Source organism: Halopiger goleimassiliensis (genome assembly GCF_000455345.1).
Taxonomy (GTDB): Archaea; Halobacteriota; Halobacteria; order Halobacteriales; family Natrialbaceae; genus Halopiger_A; species Halopiger_A goleimassiliensis.
The window spans coordinates 2,972,646-2,987,711 of sequence record NZ_HG315690.1 but is presented as its reverse complement, the minus strand read 5'-3'; the positions used below and the strand labels follow the sequence as shown (position 1 = coordinate 2,987,711).

17 protein-coding genes are annotated in these 15,066 nt (G+C 67.5%); 6 read left to right on the top strand and 11 right to left on the bottom strand.

The features are described 5' to 3' along the window. Nucleotides 1-295: 295 nt before the first annotated feature. Nucleotides 296-535, top strand: a complete 240-nt coding sequence (locus TX79_RS19070) for a hypothetical protein (RefSeq protein ID WP_081655579.1) — start codon at nucleotides 296-298, stop codon at nucleotides 533-535. Nucleotides 536-646: 111 nt separating this feature from the next. Beyond that, nucleotides 647-1,450, top strand: a complete 804-nt coding sequence (locus TX79_RS14630; protein WP_230198583.1) for a nucleotidyltransferase domain-containing protein — start codon at nucleotides 647-649, stop codon at nucleotides 1,448-1,450. Between the two features lie 37 nt (nucleotides 1,451-1,487). Here the strand turns inward: TX79_RS14630 and TX79_RS19385 are convergent, their stop codons facing one another. Beyond that, nucleotides 1,488-1,865 (bottom strand): hypothetical protein, encoded by a 378-nt coding sequence (locus TX79_RS19385; protein ID WP_154660529.1) that lies wholly within the window; start codon nucleotides 1,863-1,865, stop codon nucleotides 1,488-1,490. A gap of 180 nt (nucleotides 1,866-2,045) precedes the next feature. Then, nucleotides 2,046-2,792, bottom strand: coding sequence for an SDR family oxidoreductase (locus TX79_RS14620; RefSeq protein ID WP_049928174.1), 747 nt, complete (start codon nucleotides 2,790-2,792; stop codon nucleotides 2,046-2,048). Nucleotides 2,793-2,943: 151 nt separating this feature from the next. Here TX79_RS14620 and TX79_RS14615 point away from each other — a divergent pair, with 151 nt between their 5' ends. After that, nucleotides 2,944-4,095 (top strand): site-2 protease family protein, encoded by a 1,152-nt coding sequence (locus tag TX79_RS14615; protein ID WP_049928172.1) that lies wholly within the window; start codon nucleotides 2,944-2,946, stop codon nucleotides 4,093-4,095. 23 nt (nucleotides 4,096-4,118) lie between these two features. Here TX79_RS14615 and TX79_RS14610 read toward each other — a convergent pair whose 3' ends face one another. Further along, nucleotides 4,119-5,642, bottom strand: a complete 1,524-nt coding sequence (locus tag TX79_RS14610; protein ID WP_049928170.1) for a carboxypeptidase M32 — start codon at nucleotides 5,640-5,642, stop codon at nucleotides 4,119-4,121. Between the two features lie 216 nt (nucleotides 5,643-5,858). Between TX79_RS14610 and TX79_RS14605 the strand changes: the two genes are divergently transcribed. Continuing rightward, on the top strand, nucleotides 5,859-6,215 hold the full coding sequence (locus TX79_RS14605; RefSeq protein WP_049928420.1) for a hypothetical protein: 357 nt from the start codon (nucleotides 5,859-5,861) through the stop codon (nucleotides 6,213-6,215). A gap of 15 nt (nucleotides 6,216-6,230) precedes the next feature. Here the strand turns inward: TX79_RS14605 and TX79_RS14600 are convergent, their stop codons facing one another. The 8 genes from TX79_RS14600 to glmM all read right to left on the bottom strand — a co-directional run bounded on the left by TX79_RS14600 (nucleotide 6,231) and on the right by glmM (nucleotide 13,277). After that, a complete protein-coding gene (locus TX79_RS14600; protein ID WP_268257990.1) occupies nucleotides 6,231-8,852 on the bottom strand; it encodes a heavy metal translocating P-type ATPase in 2,622 nt (873 codons plus the stop codon). A 192-nt stretch (nucleotides 8,853-9,044) separates the two neighbouring features. Further along, entirely contained in the window at nucleotides 9,045-9,632 is a 588-nt protein-coding gene (locus tag TX79_RS14595; protein WP_049928168.1) for an NUDIX hydrolase, read from the bottom strand. A 48-nt stretch (nucleotides 9,633-9,680) separates the two neighbouring features. Then, on the bottom strand, nucleotides 9,681-10,088 hold the full coding sequence (locus tag TX79_RS14590) for a type II toxin-antitoxin system VapC family toxin (RefSeq protein ID WP_268257993.1): 408 nt from the start codon (nucleotides 10,086-10,088) through the stop codon (nucleotides 9,681-9,683). A 27-nt stretch (nucleotides 10,089-10,115) separates the two neighbouring features. Next, on the bottom strand, nucleotides 10,116-10,391 hold the full coding sequence (locus tag TX79_RS14585; RefSeq protein ID WP_049928166.1) for an AbrB/MazE/SpoVT family DNA-binding domain-containing protein: 276 nt from the start codon (nucleotides 10,389-10,391) through the stop codon (nucleotides 10,116-10,118). A gap of 38 nt (nucleotides 10,392-10,429) precedes the next feature. Further along, entirely contained in the window at nucleotides 10,430-10,840 is a 411-nt protein-coding gene (locus TX79_RS14580; RefSeq protein ID WP_049928165.1) for a DUF5809 family protein, read from the bottom strand. Nucleotides 10,841-10,865: 25 nt separating this feature from the next. Next, on the bottom strand, nucleotides 10,866-11,300 hold the full coding sequence (locus TX79_RS14575; RefSeq protein ID WP_049928164.1) for a DUF5810 domain-containing protein: 435 nt from the start codon (nucleotides 11,298-11,300) through the stop codon (nucleotides 10,866-10,868). 83 nt (nucleotides 11,301-11,383) lie between these two features. Next, nucleotides 11,384-11,902, bottom strand: a complete 519-nt coding sequence (locus TX79_RS14570) for a GrpB family protein (protein WP_049928163.1) — start codon at nucleotides 11,900-11,902, stop codon at nucleotides 11,384-11,386. Between the two features lie 10 nt (nucleotides 11,903-11,912). Further along, complete coding sequence (gene glmM, locus TX79_RS14565; protein WP_049928162.1) at nucleotides 11,913-13,277, bottom strand: phosphoglucosamine mutase; 1,365 nt, start codon at nucleotides 13,275-13,277, stop codon at nucleotides 11,913-11,915. A 214-nt stretch (nucleotides 13,278-13,491) separates the two neighbouring features. Here glmM and TX79_RS14560 point away from each other — a divergent pair, with 214 nt between their 5' ends. Next, on the top strand, nucleotides 13,492-14,388 hold the full coding sequence (locus tag TX79_RS14560; protein WP_049928161.1) for an HVO_0234 family beta-propeller protein: 897 nt from the start codon (nucleotides 13,492-13,494) through the stop codon (nucleotides 14,386-14,388). Between the two features lie 97 nt (nucleotides 14,389-14,485). Beyond that, nucleotides 14,486-15,046 (top strand): hypothetical protein, encoded by a 561-nt coding sequence (locus tag TX79_RS14555; protein ID WP_049928160.1) that lies wholly within the window; start codon nucleotides 14,486-14,488, stop codon nucleotides 15,044-15,046. Nucleotides 15,047-15,066 lie beyond the last annotated feature (20 nt).

The window sequence follows — 15,066 nt, the reverse complement described above, 5'->3', positions numbered from 1 at the left end:
CAACCACGCGCTCCGGCTCAACGATTCGCCCCCGCGTAGCGGGAGCAATCCACCATTGACGTTGGCGAAATAAAGACCTGCCGACGTCCCGCCGATCCAGTCGAGGCTGCCGCTGAGTCGCTCGAGGGAGTGTTCCTGCGACGCCGGGGCCACGAGACGACACCAGACATGGTCTCGAGCATCACCATCCACTGCGACTGTGGCACGGCGATCCGTATCGCGACGACGACCGACCCGGCGAGGTGTCCCGACTGCGAGACGGCCTTCGAACTCGCGCTCGTCGAACACCCCGACGGTGACCACGCACCCGGCGCTCGTCACGGCACTCGATCGTATCGCGGTCCGTGAGGGCCGGGAGCGGACCGCCCTGGGGCCGTCCGAGGCCGTCGATCCCGGCGCGCTGCCGACGCCGCTCGAGTCGACCCCGGACGGCACCGGCCGCTTCGCGGACGCGGCTCCGAGGAGGGGATCGGGGCCGCTCGAGGTGGCGGTCCCCGACGCTCGACCCGCTCGAGATGACGTTGCTCGAGCGTGATCGGTAGCGGGTCACGGCCCACGTTGGCTGGGACTCGAGGAGAACCTCCTTTGAATGGGTTCCGTCCGTAGCGCCTCCGTCTGTGACTGCGAAGACAGTGGCGTTTGGACGGTGGCACACCACGATCCAGTTCTATGCGCGGAGGCCGAAGCGACGAATTATTTCGCTGCTTTAGCCATGAGTAAATGCGTAATGCTTAGGCAAGGACGAACAGGATACCTGTTCATGAACAGCGAAGCAGTTCAGTCAGAGCACGGTACTGAGGGGAAATACGTGCGTCTGCCCGTACCGGTCGGCGACCCCGAAGCGTTCAGTAACGACGCGACCGCCGAAATCCTCCATCTGCTCTCGGAGCATCCGGGGCGATCGTTCAGTAATCGTGAACTCCAGCGATTAACCGGGAAGGGAATGGGAAACGTAAATTCGGCCGTTCGAGCCCTGGAAGGGTTAGGTGTCGTCCGAGTTGGGCGTCACGGTCGGGCCAACGACGTTCGGATCGATTCGAAACGTCTCCACAACCCGGCTGACCCGGTCACGACGGTTCCACAGGAGACGTTTCATCCCCCGGTCCGGGAACTCGTTTCCCGTATCACGGACCAAATCAGTGCTGATGCGGGTATCGTCCTGTTCGGGAGTGTTGCCCGCGGTAACGCCGACCGTGCGAGTGATATCGATCTATTCGTCGTCGTGGAAGACGGTCGGATGGAAGCACAACGGCGAGCACACACGATCGAGTCGGACGTCGCCTCGGAGCGATTCGATGGCGACCGATACGAATCACATATCCTCGTCGAAACGAGGTCGTCTGCACCGGATCACGATCGCATCGCTACGATCTTGGCCGAAGGGATTACGCTCCACGAAACGGACGCGCTCGAGGCGGTCAAAACGGCGGTGTTCGAGAATGGACCTTGAAGCCGTCGTCGACGCCGTCGATCACGTCGAGTCGTTGTTAGCGGATGGGGAGACTGGTCCGGTTCAGGACTCCCTCTCCTGGCAGGAACGGGACGCCGATATCCAGTTGGGAAAAGCGTGTGCGATGCTCGGTACCTGTCGCCAGCTCCGTCGAGGAACGAACAATAACGTCAGTATCGTCGAACTGTCGTTCAACGCGATCGAGCGGTCGTTCCAGTTTTACTTGGTCGAGATGACTGCCGCGGAGTCGTCGGACTATCACGAGCACGGGGCCGTATTCGAAGATATCGAGAGTCGTGGCGTATTCTCCACCGAGAACGTTGCTGAACGGATCGATAGTTTCCGAACTGACCACCGGGCTCGAATCTATTACGACATCGAACGGCCAGGGCGTGATCTCGCGCTCGGAATGCACGATTTAGCCGAAGCGGTCCATCAGTACGTCGTCGAGTTCGCGGATGCGCAGTCTCGGTGTAGCTGCTCGGAGTAAGTGGTACGACGGGAGGGTACGGGGTCGTGATCGATCCCGGCCTGCACGAGGGGGCGACCTGCGACGAGAATCCGTCCCGAGTCGCGACTGCGTAGCGCAACCCGCTCAGAAGCCGTCCGCGTACTTGTCGCGGCGGTTGACGTCGATCTCGCTGACGCTCGAGCCCTCGCGCGTCGCCGCAAAGTGGATCGCGTCGGCGATCTCCTCGGGTTCGCTGGCCTCGCCTTCCGCGAAGGCCTCCTCGAAGGTGCGGCCGTCGGAGGTCTCGAAGGCCGAGCGGACCTCGGCGGGGTTGACGATCGTGACGCCGACGTCGTCGTCGCCGACCTGTGCGGCGACGCTCTTGGCGAAGCCGCGGGTCCACCACTTGGTCGCGGCGTAGACCGGGTTGAACGACCGGGGGTACTTGCCGGCGAAGCTCGCGACGAAGATCAGGTGGCCGTCGCGCTCGCGGACGTGGGGGATCGCCGCCCGCGTCGCGTAGAAGATCCCGTCGACGTTGGTCTCCTGCATCGTCTCGTAGTCGTCGGTCGACATCGACTCGACGTCGCTCCCCCGCGAGAGGCCCGCGTTGTTCACCAGCACGTCGATGCCGCCGACGGTCTCGACCGTCTCGTCGATCAGCGCGTCGACCTGCTCCTCCTCGCGGACGTTCGTCGGGACGACCAGCGTCTCGACGCCGTGCTCGGCCTCGAGTTCGTCGGCGAGCTCCCGCAGGCTCCCCTCGCTGCGCGCGGCGAGCACGACGCTCGCGCCGTCGGCGGCGAACGCGCGGCAGGTCGCCGCGCCGATGCCCGAACTCGCGCCGGTGACGATCGCTACCTGCTCCTCGAGTGGACGGTCCGTGGCCATATCTCGAGCGTGGGGTGTCCAGAACCGTCGGTGTTGTGCCGGCGTGGTGTCGATCCCCGGCCGACGGCGGTCCTGCTGACGCCTGTTCACTCCTCTTGAGCCGTTCCTCGACGCTGACACTCAAGTGGCATCCGTTCGTCTGTCCGCCTGAATGCGCAATTTTCACCTCACGACGATCTGGGGCATTCCGATCCGGATCCACGTCTCGTTGCTGGTGTTGTTGCCGGTCCTCGTCTGGGCGATCGCAGCGGGCGGGCAGATCGACCTCTACGCCGGGCCGATCGACGCGCTCGCGCCGGCAGCGCTCGATCTCGCCGCGCTCCGGGAGGGATCGACGCCGTGGCTGATCGGCCTCGCGGGGGCGATCGGGCTGTTCGTCAGCGTCGCCGCTCACGAACTCGGCCACGCCTACGCCGCCCGCCGGTACGACATCGGCACCGAGTCGATCACCCTCTGGATCTTCGGCGGGCTGGCCGCCCTCGAGTCGATGCCCCGGGAGTGGAACCGGGAGTTCTGGATCGCCCTCGCCGGGCCGATCACGAGCGTTCTGCTGGCCGGCCTCTTCGCCGGGATCCTCCAGGTGGTGCCGGGGGAGTTGCCGATCGTGCTCTTCGTCGTCGGCTGGCTCGCGCTGATCAACGTCGTGCTGGCCGTCTTCAACATGCTCCCGGCGTTCCCGATGGACGGCGGGCGCGTCCTCCGGGCGTTGCTGGGCCGCCGTCGCTCGTACGTGTCGGCGACGCGGATCGCCGCCCGGATCGGGACGATCTTCGCGCTGCTGTTCGCCGTCGTCGGCGTCATGGGCGGGAACCCCATCCTCGTGCTCGTCGCCCTGTTCGTCTACGCCGCGGCGACGACCGAGTCGAGAACGATCGTGCTCGAGGAACTGCTGCGCGGCGTGATCGCCGCCGACGTGATGGACGGGCCCGCGCGGACGGTGTCGGCCGACGCGACCCTTTCGGACGTCGCGTCCACCCTGTTCGAGAACCGTCGGAGCGAGTTCGTCGTCACCGACGGCGAGGCGGTCGTCGGGCTGGTGACCCTGTCGGATCTGGGCCGGGTCGACCGCTCGGATTTCGAGGCGACGACCGTCCGCGAGGTCATGACCGACGAGGTCGCGCGCGTCGACCTCGAGACGCCGGCCTTCGAGGTCCTTCGGGTGATGGGCCAGGCACCGCTGGTCGTGGTCCTCGAGGACGACGACGACCTCGTCGGCACCGTCTCCCGACGGGACCTCGGGGACGTCATGCAACTGCGTCGCGAACTCGGCGCTCCCGGGCCGTTCGAGCGAACCGCGATGTAACTGCGAAAACCGGCGGCGTCAGTCTAGAGGTCGTACAGTTCGCCGTACTTCTCGTCGACGTACTCGAGGAAGTAGTCCGCGGTGAACGCCTCGCCGGTCGCGCGCTCGATCAGGTCGGGCGTGGTGTAGCGCTTGCCGTGCTGGTGGACGTTCTCGCGGAGCCAGCCGTTCAGCGCCTCGAAGTCGCCCTCGCTGACGTCAGCCGAGAGGTCGCCGAGGTCGTCCTCGGCGGCGGCGTACAACTGCGCCGCCAGCACCGACCCCAGCGAGTAGGTGGGGAAGTAGCCGAACGAGCCGTGGCTCCAGTGGATGTCCTGTAGACAGCCCTCCGCGTCGGTCTCGGGGCGGACGCCCAGATACTCCTCGTACTTGTCGTTCCAGACTTCGGGGACGTCTTCGACCGCGAGGTCGCCCCGGATCAGGTCGCGCTCGACCTCGAACCGGATGACGATGTGGAGGTGGTAGGTGAGTTCGTCCGCCTCGACGCGGATGAGGTTGTCGTCGTAGACCTGGTTGGCGGCCTCGTACGCTTCTTCGGGCGTGACGCCCTCGAGTTCGGGGAACCGTTCGCGGGCGATCGGCAGGAAGTGCTCCCAGAACGCGCGGGAGCGACCGACGTGGTTCTCCCACAGGCGCGATTGGGACTCGTGGACCGAGAGGTCCCGGGCCTCGCCCAGCGGCGTGCCGTACGCCTCGTCGGGCAGGCCGAGCGTGTAGTTGGCGTGGCCGAACTCGTGGATGACCGACGTGATCGACCCCAGCAGGTCCTCCTCGTCGAAGCGGGTCGTCACGCGGGCGTCGAACTGCGTCCCCGAGGAGAAGGGGTGGGGCGCGGTGTCGAGGCGGCCGCGAGACCAGTCGTACCCCAGCGAGTCGAGGACGTCGCGGGCCAACGCCTCCTGATCGTCGTCGTCGAACGATCCGGAGAACGCGTCGGTCGTGAGATCGGCGTCACTCTCGTCGATCGCGTCGATCAGCGGGACGAGTTCGTCCCGCAGGCGCTCGAGGACCCGTTCGGCCGTCTCGAGGTCGAGGTAGGGCTCGTACTCGGCGAACAGCACCTCGTAGGGGTCGGCGTCGGGGTCGATGTGTTCGGCGTACTCCCGTTTGAGTTCGACCAGTTTCTCGAGGGTCGGGGCGAACGTCTCGAAGTCGTCGTTCTCCTTGGCCTGCTTCCACTTGGGGTGGGCGTTGGCGGTCGTCTCGGAGAGCTCCTCGACGAGTTCCTGCGGGACGCTCGTCTCCCGGTCGTACTGTCGCCGAATCTCGCGGACGACGGCCGCCTGCGCTTCGTCGAGGTCGGCGTCCTCGAGTTCCTCGAGCAACGCGCCGGTCTCGTCGGCGGTCAGCAGTTCGTGGCTGATCGACGAGAGCGTCGACAGTTGCTGTGCGCGGGCGGGCGTCCCGTCGTCGGGCATCACGACCTCCTGGTCCCACCGGAGGATGCCGGCCGCGTTGCCGACGTTCGAGATGCGTTCGACGCGCGATTCGAACTCCTCGTAGCTGTCTGCGCTGTCGGCCTCGCTCCGGGCCTGATCTGTCGCCATATAGCCACTACAGCCGCCGCTCCCGTATCAACCTCGTGGTACCAGAAATCTCGCCGCCGCGCGCTGCCGACCGTCGCCATCCGGCGAACCGGCGACGAACCGCCCGACGCCGGCCCGATGAAAGCCCGAGAAACCGAGTGACCCGGTGCCCGTGAAATGACGACGGAACGTGCAAGCTATGAACTGTTCCGCGCTACTGACGTGTTTTCGAACGTCATGGTCGTCGCATCAGCGATCGTCTTCATCGTCAGCCTGTTGATCGGCGCGGCCGGCATCTACGTCGGCGCTCGAGCCATCGTCGGCGCGGGCGATTACGATCACGCCATCGTCACCGCCCTCATCGGCGCGGTCATCTGGGCGGTCGTCGGCTTCTTCGTGGGCTGGATCCCGCTGTTGGGACCGTTGCTCGCACTGCTCGCGTACGTCGCCGTCATCAATTTCCGCTACCCCGGCGACTGGACCGCGGCGGCGATGATCGGCCTCGTCGCCTGGGTCACCGTGCTGGCCGTGCTGTACGTCCTCGCGGCCCTCGGCGTGACCGCGTTCGACGCGGTGGGCGTCCCCGGCGTCTAGCCCGCCGTTCTCCGTTCAGCTACCGGCTCCCACTCGTTCGGAGAGCCAGACGAACGGCCGGAACGGCAGGAAGACGTAGTCCTCGTGGGGGTCCCACTGCATGAACGAGAGGCTGTTCGAGACGACCGAGACGCTCGAGAACGCCATCGCCAGCCCCGCCAGTGCGGGATTGAGCAGCCCGATCGAGGCGATCGGAATCAGCGTCGCGTTGTAGACGAGCGCCCAGAAGAGGTTCTGGCGCACCTTCGAGATGGTGGCGTCGGCGACCCGCATCGCCTTGAGCACGTCCGCGGGGTCGTCCCGCATCAGGGTGACGTCGGCGCTCTCGATGGCGACGTCGGTGCCCGACCCGATGGCGATGCCGACGTGGGCGCTGGTCAGCGCCGGCGCGTCGTTGACGCCGTCGCCGACCATGATCGCCCGCGAGCCGTCCGCCTGGATCGCCTCGATCTCGTCGGCCTTGTCCTCCGGCAGGACCTCGGCGTGGACGTTCTCGGGGTCGATTCCGAGTTGCTCGCCGATCGCCCGGCCCGTGCGCTCGTTGTCGCCGGTGAGCATCATGACGTCGTAGCCTCGGCGCTGGAGTTCGGCGACCGTCTCCCTGGCGCTGTCACGGACCGTGTCGGCGGTGGCGACGACGCCCAGCAGGTGGCCCTCGAGCGCGACCAGCATCGCGGTCTTGCCCTCGCGCTCGAGGCGCTCCATCGTCGCCGCGACGGGCGACGGGTCGATCCCGTTGTCCCGCATGAGCTTGCGGTTCCCGACGAGCACCTCGCCCTCGGGAACCGTCGCGCGAATCCCGTGGCCGGGGACGTTCTCGAACGCGGACGGCTCCGCGAGGTCGAGGCCACGGTCCTCGGCCCCTTCGACGATCGCCTGGGCGAGCGGGTGTTCGGAGCCGGATTCGGCGCTCGCCGCGACGGACAGCAAGCGCTCCTCGTCGGCGGTCGGTTCGTCGACTTCCTCGAGGACGCCCCCGTCGGCGGCCGGCGTTCCTCCGTCCGTCTCGAGCGCCTCCTCGATCGGGACGACGTCGGTCAGCTGCATGTCGCCGTGGGTGAGCGTCCCCGTCTTGTCGAAGACGACGGCGTCGATGCCGCGGGCCTTCTCGAGGACGTCCGCGCCCTTGTAGAGGACGCCGTTTTTCGCGCTGATCGTCGAGCCGACCATCGTCGCCATCGGCGTCGCCAGCCCCAGCGCGCAGGGACAGGCGATCAACAGGGCGGAGGCGAGCACGATGATCGAGAACTCGACGACGGGCACGCCGCCGAGTTCGGGGCCGACCGGGCCGCCGCCAACCGGCTCGAGCAGGGGCAGCCAGCCGCCCAGCGACGAGGCGATGGGGTACAGCGCGTCGTGGAAGAGGAACCACAGGATCGCCCAGACGACGGCGTTGACGATCACCGCGGGGACGAAGTACGCGCTGACCCTGTCGACCAGCCGCTGGACGTCGGGCTGGCGCGCCTGGGCCTCCTTGACCCGTTCGACGATCTGCTGGATCGCCGTCTTCTCGCCGACGTTGGTCGCCTCGACGCGGAGGACGCCGTTCTCGTTGATCGTCGAGCCGACGACCTCGTCGCCCTCTCCTTTCTCGACGGGCACCGACTCGCCGGTGACCATCGACTCGTCGACCGCGCTCTGGCCGTCGACGACCACGCCGTCCGTGGGGATCTTCTCGCCCGGTCGGACCTTCATCACGTCGCCGGGTTCGACCTCCTCGAGCGGGACGACGACTTCCTCGCCGTCGCGAACGAGGGTGGCCTCCTCGGCCTGCATCTCGAGCAGTTCCCGGAGCGCGGAACTCGCGCGGGCCTTCGAGCGGGCCTCGAGCCAGACGCCGACGTAGATGAACCAGAGGATGAAGGCGACGGCCTCGAAGTACAGCCCCTCGCTGGTGATGAGGCCGAACAGTGCCGCCGTGCTGTAGACGTAGCCCGTCGAGGAACCGAGCGCCACGAGGGTGTCCATGTTCGCCTGGTGGTTGTTGACCAGGGACGTGTACGCGCCCTCGATGAAGTGCCTGCCGAGCGTAGCCATTAGGGCCGTCGCGAAGGCGAACTCTACCCAGTCGAACCACGCCGGGAGAAACTCCACCGTGAACATCTCGGCCATCACCAGCAGGAAGGGCGCGGCCAGCAGGCCGCCGACGATCGTCCAGCGACGCTTCGTCCGCAGTTCGCGCTCGACGGCCGTCTCCCGTTCCTCGGTCAGCCCCTCGTCGTCGCCCCCTCGCTCGGGTTCGTACCCCGAAGCTTCGATCGCGTCGTACAGTTCCGACAGCGACGTGTCCTGGGGGTTGAACGCGACCGTCGCCTCGTCGGTCGCGACGTTGACGTCCGCCTCGAGGACGCCCGGGACGTCCTCGAGCGCCTCGGTGACGGTCGCCGAACAGGTCGCACAGGACATCCCCGCGACCTCGACGGTCGTCTTCGTCCGGTCGGGTTCGTAGCCGGCGTCCTCGATCGCCGCGTAGATTTCGGCGAGCGAGACGGTCTCGGGGTCGTATTCCACGACCCCCTCGTCGGTCGCGAAGTTGACGTCGACGTCCGCGACCCCCTCGAGGTCGCCGACGGCCTCCTCGACCGTCGCCGAACACGTGGCGCAGGACATGCCCGAAATAGAGAGCGTGGATTTCACGATTGTCTCACCGTGGTGGCTAGTAGGGAGTGCTACTTCAAGCGGTTTGTCCTTACAGAACTACGGGTATTCGACCGCGCGTATTTCGATAACGAAACTGATCGGCGGATAGAAATTTTTCTCCAAAAGCGTTCGTGGAGTTTGGTGTGGATCAGTGAGGAGACGACTCGAGCGTACTCCCCCGAAGCGGGCCTACAGGAAGCCGTCTTCCGTCGCCAGCAACAGCGCCGAGATGGTCGAGTCGTTGGCCGGCTGTTCGCGGGCGCGCTCGAGCGCGTCGTCGACGGGGACCGTCGTCACCTCGAGGAACTCGTTGTTGTCGAGTTCGCGTTCGCCGGGTTCCAGCCCCTCGGCGTAGACGACGCCCCGGTCGTGGCGCATGACGCCGGTTGCGACCGCGTACTCCTGGAGCAGGGCGGTACTCGAGGGCCGGAAGCCGGTCTCCTCCTCGAGTTCCCGTGCGGCGGCCTCGGTGTAGGACTCGCCGTCTTCGACGATGCCAGCGGGTAACTCGAGGTGCGTCTCGCGGACCGTCGGCCGGTACTGCTCGACGAACAGGAGGTGGTCCTCGTCGCTTCCGCTCGTCTCGGCGTCCTCGAGCGAGGCGACCGCCGTCCCGTCGAGGCGGGCGACGACCACGACCGCGGGCGGTAACTCGGCCCAGTAGTAGCGTTTCTCGGTGCCGTCGGGCTGCTCGAGGCGGTCGTAGCCGCCCACGTACCAGGGGGTCTCGTACTCGGTGACCGCCTCGCGGAGCGTCCACTCGTCGGGATCGGTCATGCACGGAATCTCGATTCGGAGCGTGGAATAGGTGGCGTTTTCGCGATCTCACGTCGACTCCGGCGACGCCTCGACCGGATCGGTGACCTCGAGCCACGAGAGTTCGTCGCCGAGCCGTTTCAATCCGCCATCGTAGGTCCACGAGCGCGACACGTCGTACCGTCGCATCGCTGCGATAACGGTCGCGTCTCGACCACCGATTCCGGCGGTCGGATGGTCTTCGAGGAGCGTTACCGCGCGGTCGACGTCCACCGGCGTGAGGTCGGCGACCGAGACACCCTCGAAGGCGAGAAACCGATCGATTGGCTCTTCAGGATTCGACAGTTGCGTGTGGAGGTAGTGAACGACTTCAATCTGGAACACCGTCGCCGTGAACAGCGGTTTTTCCTCGAGAATCGACCGCACGGAACGGGCGACGGCGTCGTGTTCCTCGAGCGTCCGGTCGAGGTAGTAAATCCAGACGTTCCGTCGAGACAGTACATCCTACGATCCGTCCGGTAGATCGGACGTCCAGTCGGCTTTCAGGTCCGCCGGCGCGACCGTCGGTGCGTCCGTCGATTTCGTCTCCGCCGTGAGACACCCCTCCATCGCATCGACAAACGCGGACCGAGAGACCCGTGGCCGGACGACGATAGCGCCGTCCTCGAGTTCGACGGAGACTCGTTCGCACTCCTCGAGGTTCAATCGTTCTCGCATCCGCTGTGGGATCGTGATCCGTCCCTTGTCGTCGATTCGTCGGTCGTCGCCGTCGGCGTTCATGGTTCCCACTACGGTGGGAACGAACAAAGCCGGTGGGCCTACACGAGATCTCGATACAGCCGCCCGAACGCCTGCCGGCGCAGGGTGGCGACCGCGGCCTCCTCCTCGTTCTGGAAGGTCGCGGCGACGGCCTCGTCCGTCGGCCCGACGTGCCAGACGACTCGATCGACGTTCTCGTGGCCCGTGACCGTCACTTCGCCGTCGAACGCCTCGCGCCACTCCTCGAACGCCTCCCGGGAGCCGACCCGCACCTCGAGCAGGCTCGCGAACAAGGCGTCGCGGGCCGTCTCGACGACGTCGCCGGTGACGCGCTCGTCGTACTCCTCACGGTCGAACTCCATGGCGCGGGCGACCTCCCGGACGACCGTCTGGGCGGCCGGGCCGACCGATTCGTACGTCTCGCGGGCCTCCTCGACCGACGCGAAGGAAAACTGCCCCGTCGTCTTCATACCCGAAGGCTCGAGCGACGCGTAGTTACGCGTTTTCGTTTCCGTCGGCGTCTTCCGCGGCGGCGTCGTGCGCATCGCTCGCCGCGTCGTCCGATGCGTCGGACTGCATCCGTCGCGTCAGTTCCCGCGCTTCCTGGAGGACGTCCTCGGCCTCGGCGGTCAGCGAACCGCGACCGGGCCCGCGGCTCTGCTGGGCGATCCCGTCCTCGAGACCGCCCGGACGGCCGGGTTCGTGGCCGTGTGCGTGTCCACCTTCGAACTCGGGGGTGTCGATCTCCTCGGCGTGCTCGCTGACGATCGCACCGAGTTCCGCCGGCGAGCGATCGGCCCAGTCGGGGGCGTGTTCCTCGAGCCAGGACTCGTGCTCCTCCCGGCCCAGTGAGGCGGTGACGGCGAGGTGGTTCGCCAGGTGTTCGGCGTCGGCCTGTTCGGCACCACAGACCGGGCAGGCGTATCCCATACTCGAGCGGACGGGCGGCGGGCGTAAAACGGCCACGCTCCCCGCTCTCGAGAGTCTCGATCGCCGGACGCCTCGAGCACGGATCAGTCGGCCAGCGCTCGCTCGAGGATGTCCTGAATCACGTCGCCTTTCTCGGCGGTGTAGGCCGCCCTGTCGTCCGGGTATTTCTCGGCCAGCCGTCGTTTCACCGCCGCGTACCGCTCGGCGGCTTCGGGGTTGTTCCGGAGGTAATCCCGAAAGGCGATCGTCTCCTCGTAAAACTGAGTCTCCCGTTCCGTGATCGAAAGGTAGTGCGTGCGGTTCGTCCGCGGTCCCCTGGCGAAAAACACCCGTCCGTCGACGTCTTCCTGGCGGTATTCGTACCCGTGAGACTCGAGGACCGGGCGGAGGTCGTCCACCTCGTCCAGTTCCTCGACGACTGCGAGGATATCGATCACCGGTTTCGCAGGGAGTCCCTCGACGGCGGTGCTCCCGACGTGCTCGAACGCGAGAACTGCGTCACCGACGATACCCTGCAGCCGCGCGATTTCCTCGTCGTACTTCTCTCGCCACGATTCCTGGTGGGGCTCGAGTTCGACGGTGCCGCGCTCTAACCCAACCATTCGGTCCTCCTCAGGCGTTCGACCGCGCATCGACGAGCGTCTCGTACATCTCCTCGGCGAGGGCGTCAGCGCGGTCGGCGTCGCGGGCCTCTGCGTAAACTCGTACGAGCGGTTCCGTACCGGAGGGACGGGCGAGCACCCAGGCGTCGCCGTAATCGAGGCGGTAACCGTCGCGCGTGTTGAGGTCGGCGTCGGCGGCGTGGGCGTGGTTCGCGGCGGCGTCGAGCATGGCGTCACGTTCGGCGGTCGACTCGTACTCGAGGTTGCGGCGAACGTTGGCGTAGCCGTCGTAGGGGGCGACGATCTCGCTGACGGGGCGTTCGGCGACCAACTCGAGGAATCGCGCGGCGGTGAAGGCCCCATCGCGCGAGAGGCGGTAGTCGGGGAAGAAGATCCCACCGTTGCCCTCGCCGGCGATCGGCACCGCGCGGCCGTCGGCCTCGAGTTCGCGGATCCGGGTGATGATGTTCGTCGAGCCGATCGGCGTCAGTTCGAGGTCCGCACCGACCTCGTCGGCGACGTCGACCAGCCGCTGGGAGACGTTGACCGCGGAGACGGCGGTGTCGCCGGCCTCGAGTTCGGCGGCGGCCAGCGCGGCGAGGGTGGCGTCGCCCTCGACGTACTCGCCGTGTTCGTCGAAGAAGATCGCGCGGTCGGCGTCGCCGTCGTGGGCGATACCGACGTCGGCGTCGGTCGCCCGGACCAGCCGACCCAGATCCGCGAGGTTGTCGGGAACGGGTTCGGGGTCGCGTCCGGGGAAGTGACCGTCGGGCTGGCCGTTGACGGTGACGACGCGACAGCCGAGTTCGCGGAAGAACTCGGGGCTGGTGAGCGCGCCCGCGCCGTGGCCGGGATCGAGCGCGACGGTGAGGTCGGCGTCGGCGATCGGTTCCCGGTTCGCGGCCTCGAGCAGCGCGTCGACGTAGTCGCGGCCGACGCCGTCGACGGTTCGCACGCGTCCGGTCTCGTCCCAGGCGGCTTTGGCGAAGGCTTCGGCCAGTAACGTCTCCTCGATCTCCTCTAGGTCCGAGACGGCGAGTTCGACGCCGTCGTTGCCGACGAGTTTGATGCCGTTGTACTGTGGCGGGTTGTGCGAGGCCGTGACGACGATCACCGGGACGCCCTCGCGTTCGGCGTAGAACTGTGCTCCCGGCGTGGGAACGATCCCGAGGCGGTCCACGTCGGTACCCGTGCTCGCGAGTCCGCTGGCGGCCGCGTCGGCCAGCATCCGACCGGTGTATCGCGTGTCGCGCGCGATGGCGACCCGGTCGGCCCCCCAGGCCGTCCCCGCCGCTTTCACGACGCGCAGGACGAACGCGGGCGTCAGCTCCTCGTTCGCGACGCCGCGCGTCCCGCTGGATCCGAACACTTCCATCACACGCTAGTCTACGGGGCCACCTCAAAGGGATTCCGAAGCCGTTCGATTCCTGCAGGCCTCCACCTGGTCGTGATTCGTTCACCGCTCGGGTGTCAGACGGGGTCCCGAGACGCGTTCGTCCTGCAGGTCCGTCCACGAGACCTGTGACTGGGCCACGACCAGGTGTACCGCAGACGGAACGCTTTCGGCGACAGCCCCCGTCGGTCGAGGTATGCTCACGATCGAGGAAAAGCGCGTCTACGGCGACCGACAGGGCGCGATCGACGCCTTCGTCGCGAGTTCCATGGGGGTCGTCCGGGTGCGCGTCGCCGGCACCACCGTCGGCGAGTTCGGTCTCTGTGCACGCTGCCGGGCACGGGACGTCGCCGCGACGGCCGATCGCGTCGCCGTCGCGACCGACGAGGACGTCCGCGTACTCGAACTCCCCGACGGCTCCGGGGACGCCGACGGGGAGGGCTCGAGCGGGGAGCCGACGTTCACCGAGACGGGGTTCGGTCCGGCGGTCGCGGTCGGCTACGACGGGAACGATCTGCTGGCGGCCGACGACGGGGGGCGGATCGCCTGTCGGGCCGCCGACGCTGCGGAGTGGTCGGACCTCGCCAGCGACGGCGTCGCGACGGTCACCGCGATCGACGGCGACCTGGTGGGGACCGACAGCGGGGTCTACCGCGTCCACGACGGCGGGCTAGACCACGCCGGCCTGACCGACGTCCGCGACGTCGCGGCGGGGAGCGTTCCGCTCGCGGCGACCGCGGAGGGACTGTACAAACTCGGCAACGGCTGGATGACGATCCGCGAGGGGCCGTTCTCGGTCGTCGCCGCCGACCCACGGTCGGAGCCGGGACGGCTGACCCGCGCCCACGCCGTTTCCGAGGACGGCACGGTCTACGCGGCCAACGACGACGAGTGGACGCCCGGATTCGAATCGAACGCCGAGATCGTCGGCATCGGCTACGGCGGCGGCGTCTACGCCGTCACCGCGGACGGCTCCTTCCGCTCCTCGGACGACGGCGACCCGTTCGCCACGGACGCGAACCCGCGGACTCGAGCCCTCGGCGTCACCGACGTCTCCGGGCTCGCGATCCCGACGCGTCGACGATCCGATTGACCGCGTTCGGGCCGGGGTCCGATAAGCGCGATCGAAGTGCCGTCAGACGCGCGTCTGACGGAGGATTAACTGGGACCGACGCCTGTCACCGAACGAGATGACCGGGATTGCGCGTCGACGCTTGCTCGCCGGGACCGGCACCGCCCTCGCGGGGGTGCTCGCCGGCTGCTCGGGCGGAGACGACGGCGGAAACGGGGAGGATGGGACGGACGAAAACGCTACGGACGACGAGCGGGACGCCGACGACGAGGCGTCCCCGGCGACGGGCCACGAGTCGGACGTGGCCGACGACGATGCGTCGACGGACGGGGACTCCTCGGACGCAGCGGACGGCACCGTCCTCGGCGAGGTAAGCCTCGAGAACGTCCACGACCGGGCCCACACGGTCGACGTCATCGTGGAGTTCGACGGCCACGTCGAACACTGGACGACCCACGACCTCGAGCCGAGTTCGGGGGTGACCCTCGAGCGCGACTGGCCGACCGAACCGGGCTCGTTCCGACTGTTGGCCCGTCGCGGCGACGAACTCACGCAGGTCGAACCGGACCGCTGGAACGATCACGATTGCCTCGACCTGGTCGCGTTCATCGGCCGCGACGGCGAGTTGCGGTTCCTCGTCGACAACGACGGGACGCACTGCGGTACCACCGAGGACTGAGACGGAACCGCAACCGGGCC